Source organism: Aeromonas sp. DNP9 (assembly GCF_001728955.1).
GTDB classification, from domain to species: Bacteria; Pseudomonadota; Gammaproteobacteria; order Enterobacterales; family Aeromonadaceae; genus Aeromonas; species Aeromonas veronii.
In genome coordinates, this window is record NZ_LYSQ01000024.1 from 1 (window position 1) to 12,384 (window position 12,384).

At 60.2% G+C, this 12,384-nt stretch carries 8 protein-coding genes; 6 read left to right on the forward strand and 2 right to left on the reverse strand.

What is annotated here, in order from left to right; all coding sequences use genetic code 11:
• Window positions 1-139: 139 nt before the first annotated feature.
• Window positions 140-1,147, reverse strand: coding sequence for an asparaginase (gene ansA, locus A9G06_RS16485; protein WP_005335195.1), 1,008 nt, complete (start codon window positions 1,145-1,147; stop codon window positions 140-142).
• Window positions 1,148-1,592: 445 nt separating this feature from the next.
• Between ansA and gltS the strand changes: the two genes are divergently transcribed.
• Window positions 1,593-2,792 (forward strand): sodium/glutamate symporter, encoded by a 1,200-nt coding sequence (gene gltS / locus A9G06_RS16490; RefSeq protein WP_005348115.1) that lies wholly within the window; start codon window positions 1,593-1,595, stop codon window positions 2,790-2,792.
• 240 nt (window positions 2,793-3,032) lie between these two features.
• On the opposite strand, the gene A9G06_RS16495 is transcribed toward gltS, so the two are convergent.
• Window positions 3,033-4,904: a methyl-accepting chemotaxis protein gene (locus A9G06_RS16495; protein WP_069555898.1), complete on the reverse strand. Its 1,872-nt coding sequence runs from the start codon at window positions 4,902-4,904 to the stop codon at window positions 3,033-3,035.
• Between the two features lie 256 nt (window positions 4,905-5,160).
• Here A9G06_RS16495 and prfB point away from each other — a divergent pair.
• The 5 genes from prfB to A9G06_RS16520 all read left to right on the forward strand — a co-directional run bounded on the left by prfB (window position 5,161) and on the right by A9G06_RS16520 (window position 12,307).
• A protein-coding gene (gene prfB, locus A9G06_RS16500; RefSeq protein WP_100645262.1) for a peptide chain release factor 2 occupies window positions 5,161-6,259 on the forward strand; the annotation gives its coding sequence in 2 pieces (ribosomal slippage) (window positions 5,161-5,235 and window positions 5,237-6,259; 1,098 coding nt in all).
• A gap of 16 nt (window positions 6,260-6,275) precedes the next feature.
• Window positions 6,276-7,811: a lysine--tRNA ligase gene (gene lysS / locus A9G06_RS16505; protein ID WP_005335201.1), complete on the forward strand. Its 1,536-nt coding sequence runs from the start codon at window positions 6,276-6,278 to the stop codon at window positions 7,809-7,811.
• 197 nt (window positions 7,812-8,008) lie between these two features.
• Window positions 8,009-9,799, forward strand: a complete 1,791-nt coding sequence (locus A9G06_RS16510; protein WP_069555899.1) for an assimilatory sulfite reductase (NADPH) flavoprotein subunit — start codon at window positions 8,009-8,011, stop codon at window positions 9,797-9,799.
• On the forward strand, window positions 9,799-11,523 hold the full coding sequence (cysI, locus tag A9G06_RS16515) for an assimilatory sulfite reductase (NADPH) hemoprotein subunit (RefSeq protein ID WP_069555900.1): 1,725 nt from the start codon (window positions 9,799-9,801) through the stop codon (window positions 11,521-11,523). Before A9G06_RS16510 ends, cysI begins: the two co-directional genes overlap by 1 nt.
• Window positions 11,513-12,307 (forward strand): phosphoadenylyl-sulfate reductase, encoded by a 795-nt coding sequence (locus tag A9G06_RS16520; protein ID WP_069555901.1) that lies wholly within the window; start codon window positions 11,513-11,515, stop codon window positions 12,305-12,307. Before cysI ends, A9G06_RS16520 begins: the two co-directional genes overlap by 11 nt.
• The last annotated feature ends 77 nt before the right edge of the window (window positions 12,308-12,384 follow it).

Below are 12,384 nucleotides of genomic sequence, written 5' to 3' on the forward strand. Positions count from 1 at the left end.
GGGAGAAGGGAGCAGGCTCGCACCTGCGAACAGTGAACGGGCCACCTGCCCACGCTCTTCATCGCAAGCCTCGCGGCCAACCGCACCTCGATCTATCCCCTCTCCCGCCGGGAGAGGGTTAGGGTGAGGGCCGCATCGCTTAGGGAGTCAGCTCCCCGCGCAGGGACTGCTGCATCAGCTCGCGAATGCGGTGGGAGGGCAAGTCCTGACTCAGCAGGAAGTGGAGCTTGGTGAGCGCCGCTTCGGCGGTCATGTCAAAGCCCGAGATCACCCCGGCCCGCGACAGGGCGTTGCCGGTGGCATAGCCCCCCATATTGACCTTGCCGTGCAGGCACTGGCTCAGGTTGACGATGATGACGCCGCGGGCAGAGGCCTCGGAGAGCAGCGCCAGCATGGCCGGGTTCTGCGGCGCATTGCCAACCCCGAACGACAGCAGGATCAGCGCCTTCACCGGCTGTTGCAGGATGTTGGCGATCACCTCGCTGGAGATACCCGGATAGAGGGTCACCACGCCGATGGGCTGGGGGGTGATGTCGTGCAGTACCAGCGGCCGCTCGGACGGCACGCCCAGCTCACCCGCTTCCAGCGAGATGGCGATCCCGGCATTGAGCAGCGGCGGATAGTTGGGGGAATCGAAGGCGTGGAAGCCGTCGGCATGCACCTTCTTGCTGCGGTTGCCGCGATAGAGCTGGTTGTTGAAGAACAGCGTCACCTCGTGGATCGGATAGTTGGCCGCGATATAGAGGGCGTTGAGCAGGTTCTGCTGACCGTCGGAGCGCAGCTCGGCGAGCGGGATCTGGGAGCCGGTGATGATGACCGGTTTGTGCAGATCTTCCAGCATGAAGGAGAGCGCCGAGGCGGTGAACGACATGGTGTCGGTGCCATGCAGGATCACAAAGCCGTCGTATTTCTCGTAGTTGTCGCGAATATCCTCGGCGATGCGCTGCCAATCCGCCGGGGTCATGTCGGAGGAGTCGATGAGGGGCGCATATTCGTGGATATGGTAATCCGGCATCTCGGGGCGGTGGAACTCGGGCATCCGCGCCAGACAGTCTTCCATAAAGCCCGCCATCGGCACGTAGCCGTGATCGGAACGCTGCATCCCAATGGTGCCGCCTGTGTAGGCAATGTAGATAGACTTCTTCACACCCTCTCCTCTTGATGAAGTGAACACCGCCGGAACATGAACCATGTCGGGGTGAACCACAATGTCAACGCCCGCCAGCGCCTCTGCGTGCAGCGGAAACCGGCGAATTATAGAGACTGGCGCCCCAAATGACAGCCGTTCCATGCACCCTTTCGGCTTTTCTGCCCTCTACCCACATAGTGTTAAATGTCACAATAAACGACTAAAACGAGCATTAATACGACAAAGATGGAATTAAACGATGCTTTTTGCTACAATCCGCCGGATTTTACTAAAATCTCATCTGGATGCCTGAGCATGTCAGGCCCGCACAAGCCCCATCTTTCCTGGGGCGGGGAGATGTTTCCCCTTCTTTGTTGGCGCATGAGCCACACTGTTTTCATCCCGGCTGAATCTGTAAGTCTTTTGCTATGAAAGACACAGCCAATCAACATGGGAGTACTGAATGTTACAACTTGATTCCTACGCAACGCTGGTCGCTGCCACTCTGGTATTGCTGCTTGGCCGGGTGTTGGTTACCCGAGTCGGGCTGCTGCGTACCTTCAACATCCCCAAACCGGTAGCCGGCGGCCTGGTGGTCGCGCTGGTACTGCTGCTGCTGCGCTCCACCCTGCAGATGGAGCTGCAATTTGATACCAGTCTGCAAACCCCGCTGATGCTGGCCTTCTTCGCCTCCATCGGTCTTTCCGCCGATCTCGCCAGCCTGAAACGCGGCGGCAAGGCGGTGGTTACCTTCCTGATGGTGGTCACCGGCCTGCTGCTGGTGCAGAACAGTCTGGGTGTCGGTCTGGCGACCCTGCTCGGTCTGGATCCCCACATGGGGCTGCTGGCCGGCTCCATCACACTCTCCGGCGGCCACGGCACCGGGGCGGCCTGGAGTGCCACCTTCTCCGAGAAATACGGCGTGCAATCCGCCGCTGAGCTCGCCATCGCCTGTGCCACATTCGGTCTGGTGCTGGGCGGCCTGATCGGTGGTCCGGTCGCTCGCTATCTGGTGAAGAAAGTGCAGGTGCCCGGTGAGGAGCACAATCAGGATGAGGCCCCCCAGGGCTTCGAAATGCCCGACATGGAGCGCCCCCTCACCACTTTCAGCGTTATCGAAACGCTGGCATTGATCGCCATCAGCCTCAAGGGCGGCGAGCTGCTCTCCGCCTCGCTCAAAGGTGGGGCTTTCGAGCTACCGATCTTTGTCTGCGTGCTGTTTGTCGGCGTGCTGCTGCGCAACGTCCTGACCCTGCTGAACTGGCATGAGGTGAGCGACCGCGAGGTCTCCCTGCTGGGCAACGTCAGCCTGTCGCTGTTCCTCGCCATGGCACTGATGAGCCTGAAATTGTGGGATCTGGCCAGCCTGGCCCTGCCCATCTTCATTCTGCTGGCCGCCCAGACCGTGGCGATGGCGCTCTACGCCATCTTCGTCACCTTCCGGGTCATGGGCAAAAATTACGATGCGGCCGTGCTGGCGGCTGGTCACTGCGGCTTTGGCCTCGGGGCCACCCCGACTGCGATTGCCAACATGCAGGCCATCACCCAGCGCTTCGGTCCCTCCCACCTGGCGTTTCTGGTGGTGCCCATGGTGGGAGCCTTCTTTATCGACATCATCAACGCCATGGTGATCAAGCTGTTTATGGCGATGCCATTCCTGTAATTCCCTTTCCGTCAGACGTATATGATCAGAGCCCACCTTTCGGTGGGCTCTTTGTTTGTTCTCTACTCGCCAGCTGACGCAGGCAGAGCTGGGGCACGTATCCGCCACCAGGGTGACCCGCGAGCAACCCGGACTACCCGAAATCACCAAGTCCGCGCTCCCCCCGAACAACAAAAAGCCCCGCACTCGACAGAGTGCGGGGCTTGTTTATCTCAGCCGGAACAGGCCGAGAGATGCACCTTACAGGATAAAGGTCGACACCTGCTGGTTCAGGTCAGCAGCACGCCCTTTGAGGCTGTGGGCCTGATCCAGATCGCGCATGGCGGCGGCGGTGATCTCGTCACTCACATCCTTGATGGCGGTGGTGTTCTGGGTGATCTCGCCGGTCACCTGGGTCTGCTCCTCGGCGGCAGTGGCGATCTGACCCGCCATGTCGGAGATGAGGGAGATGGCGCTGGTGATCTCTTCCAGCGCGCGCACCGCCTGATCGGCATCCTGCACGCTGTTGTCCGCCAGCCCCTGACTGGTCTGCATCAGGCTCACCGCGCGGGCAGTGGTCTGTTGAAGGGTCTCGATGGTGGACTGTATCTGCTGGGTGGAGTCCTGAGTACGGCGCGACAGCACCCGCACCTCGTCAGCCACCACCGCAAAACCACGACCCTGCTCACCGGCACGGGCCGCTTCGATGGCTGCGTTCAGCGCCAGCAGGTTGGTCTGCTCGGCAATCCCCTGAATGGTGGAGAGGATGCTGGTGATGGCCTGCGCGTGGCGGCTCAGCTCGCCGATCACCTCGGTCGCCTGCCCCACCTCTTCGGCCAGACCATTGATGGACTGACGGGTCTTGTTCACCAGCATCTTGCCCTGCTCACTGCTCTGGGCAGATTGCTGGGCAGCGGCGGCGGTGTTCTCGGCGTTGCCGGCGATCTCCATGGTGGCGCTCGCCATCTCGGTGACCGCAGTGGCGACCATGGTCACCTCCTGCTGCTGACGCTGCAGCTCGTCCACCGCGGCCTGGTTGGTCACCAGACTGCGCTCGGCATCGGCGTTCAACTCGTTGGCCAGCTGACGGATATTGCCGATCAGCTGATGCTGGCTGCCGACGAAACGGTTGAAGCTGTTGGCCAGTTGGCCCACTTCGTCGTTGGCGTCGATCTTGATGCGCTGGGTCAGATCACCGTTACCATCGGCAATGCGGGCCAACGCCTGGGAGACCTTGGTGAGCGGGCCAAGCAGCATGCTGACCAGCCAGGATATAGCGAGGATGCTGCCTACCAGCACCAGCAGCGCCATGCCCAGCTGGGTCATCAGCAGGGAGGAGAGCGGCGCTTCCAGCGCGGCCTTGTCCAGCACCAGCACCAGTTCCCAATCGGTGTCGGGGATATCAACCGCCCACAGCAGCTTGTCGCGACCTTCGCTGTCGAAGTAGGCCGGAACCAGATCCTTGCTCGACTTGCTCTGCTCGATCAGCGCGTTGGTCAGATCGTTGTCGATCTCGCTGGCCGGTTTCATCGCCTTGGCGGCATCCTTGTAGGCGATGATGGTGCCATCCTTGTGCATCATGATGGCGAAACCGTCGGCAGGCAGCTGCATCTTGGTCACGTCTTCCACCAGCGAGGCGATGGAGAGGTCACCACCGACTACCCCGCCAGAAACCGGCTGGGCCAGGGTCACCACCATGATGTTGTAAGCCACGTCGAGATAGGGTTTGGTGACAATAAGGCCACCTTTGCTCATCGCCTCCTGATACCAGCCACGGGAGCGCGGGTCGTAGCCATCGCGGTTGATGGAGGGATCGGAGTCATTCATCTTGCCGCTGCTCTCACCGAAATAGGTGAGCTGGAAACGGCCGGAAACTTGTGCCTGTTGCAAGGCATTGAGGGGTTCGGCACCGGCCTTGTTGCCGAGCGCCTGGATCACGTCGCGACGGGCTGCGAGCCAGTCGCTGACACGCTCGGCCTGCTGGGTACCCAGCCGTTGCAACTGCTCCTGGCTACCTTGCAGCAACAGGGACTTCTGGCTGCTATAGCTCTGCCAAGAGAGCAACAAAATCACCAACGAAAGGGCGATCACCACTGACAACAGTATCTTCTGCTTGAGTGACAGGTTTTTCATCATGTGTTCTTCTTATTGAGGTGAGGAGCGGGTTTTTCCCTAAATTGCACAACACTACACGTAGTCATTAGCGACCCGAATGGCCAAAACTGAACCTGAAAATAGGTCGGCGGGCGATATTTTCTACCGAGGTGGAGAAAAGTGCACCAGAAATTGACGGCATGAGCCGCACAAGCCAAGGCAACCCTGTTTATTCCTTCCACAATTGGCTAGAATATCCCGTTTTTAAATCACATCGACCCTGAGAGTTTTCACGATGTTCGAAGTTAATCCCGTATTAAATAAACTTAAGGAGCTGTCTGAGCGGACCGAGCTTCTTAGGGGGTACCTTTGACTATGACGCCAAGAAAGAGCGTCTAGAAGAGGTCAACGCCGAGCTGGAACAGCCGGACGTATGGAATGAACCCGAGCGCGCACAGGCGCTGGGCAAAGAGCGCGTTGCGCTGGAAAACGTGGTCGGCACCATCGACACCCTGACCCAGGGTGTGGATGACGTCGAAATGCTGGTGAGCCTGGCCGTGGAAGGGGAAGACGAAGAGACCTTCAACGAAGCCATCGCCGAATCCGAACAGCTGGAAGCCAAGCTGGTGGATCTCGAGTTCCGCCGCATGTTCTCCGGTCAGCACGACGGCTCCGACTGCTATATCGATATTCAATCTGGTTCCGGTGGTACCGAAGCACAGGATTGGGCCAACATGGTACTGCGCATGTACCTGCGCTGGGGCGATGCCCACGGCTACAAGCCCGAGCTGATTGAATGCTCCGAAGGCGACGTGGCAGGTATCAAATCCGCCACCATCAAGTTCACCGGCGAATATGCGTTCGGCTGGCTGCGTACCGAAACCGGCGTACATCGTCTGGTTCGCAAGTCCCCGTTCGATTCCGGTGGCCGCCGTCACACCTCCTTCTGTTCTGTGTTCGTCTACCCCGAGATCGATGACGATATCGATATCGAGATCAACCCGGCGGATCTACGGATCGACGTCTACCGCGCCTCCGGTGCCGGTGGTCAGCACGTTAACCGAACCGAATCTGCGGTGCGTATTACCCACGTTCCGACCGGTGTCGTGGTACAGTGCCAGAACGACCGTTCCCAGCACAAAAACAAAGACCAGTGTATGAAGCAGCTGAAAGCCAAGCTCTACGAGCTGGAAATTCAGAAGCAGAACGCTGAGAAACAAGCCCTGGAAGAGACCAAGTCTGATATCGGTTGGGGCAGCCAGATCCGTTCCTATGTGCTGGATGACTCCCGTATCAAGGATCTGCGCACCGGCGTCGAAACCCGTAATACCCAATCGGTGCTCGACGGTGACTTGGACAAGTTTATCGAAGCCAGCCTGAAATCAGGTCTGTAAACAAGCAGGAATCACCATGTCTGAACAAACCATCACTCCGGAAGTCGACCAAACTCTCGAACTCAACAACGAGATGACCGAGCGTCGTTCCAAGCTGGCCGCCCTGCGCGCCCAGGGTAATCCTTTCCCCAACGACTTCCGTCGCGACAGCCTCTCTGGCGATCTGCACGCAGAGTTCGACGACAAAAGCGCCGAGGAGCTGACGAGCCTGGGTAAACGGGTGAAGATTGCCGGTCGCATCATGACCCGCCGGATCATGGGCAAGGCTTCTTTCGCCACCCTGCAGGACATGGCCGGCAAGATCCAGGTCTACGTCACCCGTGACGACCTGCCGGAAGGTTTCTACAACGAGCAGTTCAAGAAGTGGGATCTGGGCGACATCGTGGGTGTCGAAGGTACCCTGTTCAAGACCCAGACCGGTGAGCTCTCCGTTCACGTTTCCGATATCCGCCTGCTGACCAAGGCGCTGCGTCCGCTGCCCGAGAAGCACAAAGGCCTGACCGACCAGGAAGCTCGCTGCCGCCAGCGCTATCTGGATCTGATCGCCAACGAAGAGTCCCGCAAGACCTTCATGATCCGCACCCAGGTGGTTGCCGGTATCCGCAAGTTCTTCAACGAAAAGCGCTTCATGGAAGTGGAAACCCCGATGATGCAAGTCATCCCGGGTGGTGCCTCCGCGCGTCCGTTCGTCACTCACCACAATGCGCTGGACATCGACATGTACCTGCGTATCGCTCCGGAGCTCTATCTGAAGCGTCTGGTGGTCGGTGGTTTCGAGCGTGTCTACGAGATCAACCGCAACTTCCGTAACGAAGGTATCTCGGTTCGTCACAACCCCGAGTTCACCATGATCGAGTTCTATATGGCCTACGCCGACTACATCGATCTGATGGACCTGACAGAAGAGCTGCTGCGCACCCTGGCGCAGGACATCCTGGGCGACACCAAGATCCGTTACGCCAAAGAGGGCGAAGAGGGCCTGACCATCGATTTCGGTCAGCCGTTCCAGCGCCTCACCATGGTCGAGTCCATCCTGAAGTTCAACCCGGATGTGACCCTGGACGATCTGGCTACTCTCGAGAGCGCCAAGGCCGTTGCCAAGCGTCTGCACATCGAGCTGATGAAGGGCTGGGAGCTGGGCCACGTGATCACCGCGATCTTCGAAGAGACCGTGGAGCACATGCTGCTGCAACCGACCTTCATCACCGAGTACCCGGCCGCCGTTTCTCCGCTGGCCCGCCGCAACGACGTGAACCCGGACGTGACCGACCGCTTCGAATTCTTCATCGGTGGCCGCGAGCTGGCCAACGGCTTCTCCGAGCTGAACGATGCAGAAGACCAGGCCAAGCGCTTCCAGGATCAGGTTGATCAGAAAGAAGCAGGCGACGACGAAGCCATGTTCTACGACGCAGACTTCGTCACCGCGCTGGAGCACGGCCTGCCGCCGACTGCCGGTCAGGGTATCGGTATCGACCGTCTGGTCATGCTGTTCACCAACAGCCACACCATCCGCGACGTCATCCTGTTCCCGGCCCTGCGTCCGCAGAAATAAGGTTCACGTCCGCCGGGATCCATCCCGAGCGCGATAGCTTGAAAACGCCCCGCAACAGCGGGGCGTTTTTCTATCTCCTTTACCGCCAAATCACTTTATAAATTCAATAATGGAATAAAGAAGATATTTTTATTCTTTGTTGTTATCCAACACGCCCTTTAATCTGGCCAAAAATCAGACCATGGAAGACGCGTGTGATGCAATTGAAGGATTCCCCATTCAACCTTTCCCCCCTCTCTGACGAGCAGCAACGTCAGCTGGGTCAGGTACTCTCGACCCTCAATACCCAGCAACTGGCCTGGGTGAGCGGTTATCTCTACGGCCTCTCCCAGACCGGTCACCAAGGCGTTGCAGCCAGCGTCGCCGTGGCTGCGCCCAGCGGCAGCCTGACCATTCTCTACGGCTCCCAGACAGGCAACGCCAAAGGGGTCGCCAGTGCCATCAAGGCGCAGGCCGAGGCCCGCGGCCTCCCCGTCACCCTCGCGTCGATGGCCGACTACAAACCCAAGCAGCTCAAGAAAGAGAGCAACCTGCTGGTGGTAGTGAGCACTTACGGGGAGGGTGAACCGCCGGAGAGCGCCGTCGATCTGTTCGAGCAGCTTAAAAAAGGCAAGATTGGCAAGCTGGACGGGCTCAAGTTCGCGGTACTGGGGCTGGGTGACAGCTCCTACGAATTTTTCTGCCAGACCGGGAAAGATTTTGACAACTTCTTCGCCACCGCTGGGGCCGAGCGCATTTATGAGCTCGCCAGCCTCGATGTGGATTATCAGGATGCGGCCAAGAGTTGGGGCGAGCAGGCACTCAACGCCATTGCCACGACCCTCTCTACCGGAGCGGCCAGCAGCAGCGTGACCAGCGCGGTGCAGCAGGCGGTTGGCCACAACCAGTACAGCAAGGAGAATCCCTTCCCTGCCCGCCTGTCGGTCAATCAGAAGATCACCGGCCGGGATTCCACCAAGGATATCCGCCATATCGAGATCAGCCTCGAGTCCTCCGGACTCGCCTATCAGCCGGGTGATGCCCTCGGCGTCTGGTTCGACAACGATGCCGAACTGGTGGGCGAAGTGCTGGCACTGACCGGCCTCTCTGGCGATGAGTCCACGGCCCACGGCACCTTGCGCGCTGCCCTGACCAGTCACTTCGAACTGACCCGGCTGCACGGCGGTTTTATCACAGGGCTCGCTGATATATCGGACAACGCAGCCCTGAAAGATCTGGCTGGCGACAAGGCCCAGGTCAATGCACTGGTCGCCTCTGCCCAAGTGGTGGATGTGCTGAAACGCTTCCCGACCGCCCTCACGACCGAGCAGCTGGTTGGTCTGCTGCGCCCCCTCACCCCGCGCCTCTACTCCATCGCCTCCGCCCAGAGCGAGGTGGAAGAGGAGGTGCACCTGACCGTCGGCGTGGTGCGCTATCCACAGGAAGATGGCACAGTGCGCAGCGGCGCCGCCTCCTCCTATCTGGCAGATCGGCTGATTGAGGATGGAGAGGTGCGCGTATTTGTCGAGCACAACGACAACTTCCGCCTGCCGCAAAACCCCGACACCCCCGTCATCATGGTGGGCCCGGGCACCGGCATCGCCCCGTTCCGCGCCTTTATGCAGGAGCGGGAAGCTCAGGGGGCCGAGGGCAAGAACTGGCTCTTCTTCGGCAACCCCCACTTTACCCAGGATTTCCTCTATCAGGTGGAGTGGCAGCGTTATGTGAAGAGCGGTCTGCTCAGCAAGATCTCGCTGGCCTTCAGCCGGGATCAGGCCAACAAGATTTATGTGCAGGACCGCCTGCGCGAAGCTGGCCAGGAGCTCTACCAGTGGCTGGAAGCAGGCGCTCACTTCTATGTGTGTGGCGACGCCAACAAGATGGCCAAGGATGTACAGGAGGCCCTGCTGGATGTAATTGCCGAACACGGTCACAAGAGCCGTGAGGAAGCAGAAGAGTATTTGAGCGAATTGCGTCGTGCCAAACGTTATCAAAGGGATGTCTATTGATGAGCAAACAACCTCTTTCTCACCCAAAAGCGGGACCGGTCGAAGGGCCGCTGGCCGACAACGAGCGCCTCAAGCGCGAGAGCAACTTCCTGCGCGGCACCATAGAGCAGGATCTGCAAGACCCGCTCACCGGCGGCTTTAACGGCGACAACTTCCAGCTGATCCGCTTTCACGGCATGTACCAGCAGGATGACCGAGACATCCGCCCGGAGCGCGCCGCCCAGAAGCTGGAGCCGCTGCACAACGTCATGCTGCGTGCCCGCCTGCCGGGTGGGATCATCACCCCGGCCCAGTGGCAGATCATCGACAAGTTCGCCGAAGAGCACAGCCTCTACGGCAGCATCCGCCTGACCACCCGTCAGACCTTCCAGTTCCACGGGGTATTGAAGCGCGACATCAAGCTGATGCACCAGACCCTCAACAGCACCGGCATCGACAGCATAGCCACCGCCGGCGATGTGAACCGCAACGTGCTCTGCACCAGCAACCCGGTGGAGTCCGAACTGCATCAGGAGGCCTACGAGTGGGCCAAGAAGATATCCGAACACCTGCTACCCAAGACCCGCGCCTACGTGGAGATCTGGCTGGACGGTGAAAAACTGGGGCAGGATGAGGAGCCGATCCTGGGTTCCAACTACCTGCCGCGCAAATTCAAGACCACTGTGGTGATCCCGCCTCACAACGACGTAGATATCCACGCCAACGATCTCAACTTCGTGGCGATTGCCGAGCACGGCAAGCTGGTGGGCTTCAACGTGCTGGTGGGCGGAGGGCTCGCCATGACCCACGGCGACACCAGCACCTACCCGCGCAAGGCGAGCGATTTTGGCTTTATTCCGCTCTCCCACGTGCTGGAGGTGGCAGCCGCCGTGGTCAGCACCCAGCGCGACTGGGGCAACCGGGTCAACCGCAAGAACGCCAAGACCAAGTACACCCTTGAACGGGTTGGCGTCGAGGCCTTCAAGGCCGAGGTGGAGAGGCGCGCCGGCATCCAGTTCGGGCCGGTTCGTCCCTATGAGTTCACCAGCCGTGGCGATCGCTTCGGTTGGGTCGAGGGGATCGACGGCAAGCACCACCTCACCCTGTTTATCGAGAATGGCCGCCTGCTGGACTTCCCGGGCAAGCCGCTCAAAACCGGCATGCTGGAGATCGCAAAGGTGCATCAGGGGGATTTTCGCCTGACCGCCAACCAGAACCTGATCATCGCCGGGGTACCTGCCAGCGAGAAGGCTCGCATCGAAGGGCTTGCACGCCAATACGGCCTGCTGGATGACGGCGTGAGCGAGCAGCGCAAGCAGTCCATGGCCTGCGTGGCCCTGCCCACCTGCCCGCTGGCGATGGCCGAAGCGGAGCGCATGCTGCCGGCGTTTGTCACCGACATCGAGGGCTTGCTCACCAAACATGGGCTGGCGGATGACGCCATCATCTTCCGGGTCACCGGCTGCCCCAACGGCTGCGGCCGCGCCATGCTGGCGGAAGTAGGTCTGGTGGGCAAGGCACCCGGCCGCTACAACCTCCATCTGGGAGGCAACCTGGAGGGCACCCGCATTCCGCGCCTGCACCTAGAGAACATTACCGAGCCGCAGATCCTGGCCGAACTGGACGCGTTGATCGGCCGCTGGGCCAGCGAGCGAAATCAGGGTGAGTGCTTCGGCGACTTCGTGATCCGGGTTGGGGTGATTCCCCCCGTTATCGATTCTGCGAGGGACTTCTATGCCGCTTAATCTGCCGCTTAATGTCACTAAAGATGGCCGCCTTGACCTGCAGGCGCTGCTGGCCCTCGGCCGTGAAGAGCAAGTCGAGGCACTCGCCCCCCTCAACCGGGAGCTGGATACCATGAGTGCCCCCGAGCGGGTGCGCTGGGCCCTGGCCAATCTGCCGGGGGAGCATGTGCTCTCATCCAGCTTCGGCATTCAGGCGGCGCTGATGCTCCATCTGGTAAGCCGCGAGCGGGCCGACGTGCCCGTGGTGCTGACCGATACCGGTTATCTGTTCCCGGAGACCTACCGCTTTATCGACGAGCTGACCGAGCGCCTCGCGCTCAACTTGAAGATCTATCGGGCCGAGTTGTCACCGGCCTGGCAGGAGGTGCGATTTGGTCTCTTGTGGGAGCAGGGAGTGGAGGGGATCACCCGCTACAACCAGCTCAACAAGGTGGAGCCGATGGACCGCGCCCTGCGTGAGCTGGGGGCCCAGACCTGGTTCTCCGGCCTGCGCCGGGAGCAGTCCGGCAGCCGTGGCAAGCTGCCGGTGCTGGGCATCCAGCGCGGCCGCTTCAAGTTCCTGCCGGTGATCGACTGGAGCAACAAGGACGTCTTCTACTACTTCAAGGAGTTCGACCTCCCCTACCACCCGCTGTGGGAACAGGGTTATCTCTCGGTGGGCGATGTCCACACCACCGCCAAGTGGGAGCCGGGCATGAGCGAGGAGCAGACCCGCTTCTTCGGCCTCAAGCGCGAGTGTGGTTTGCACGAGGAAAATGGCGAGAACGACGGCTCAGGCATCTAATCCCGTCTTGAAAACCCAACAGAACAACAAGGGCATCCGAAGATGCCCTTGTTGTTATTTGCCCATTAGCATTCGTC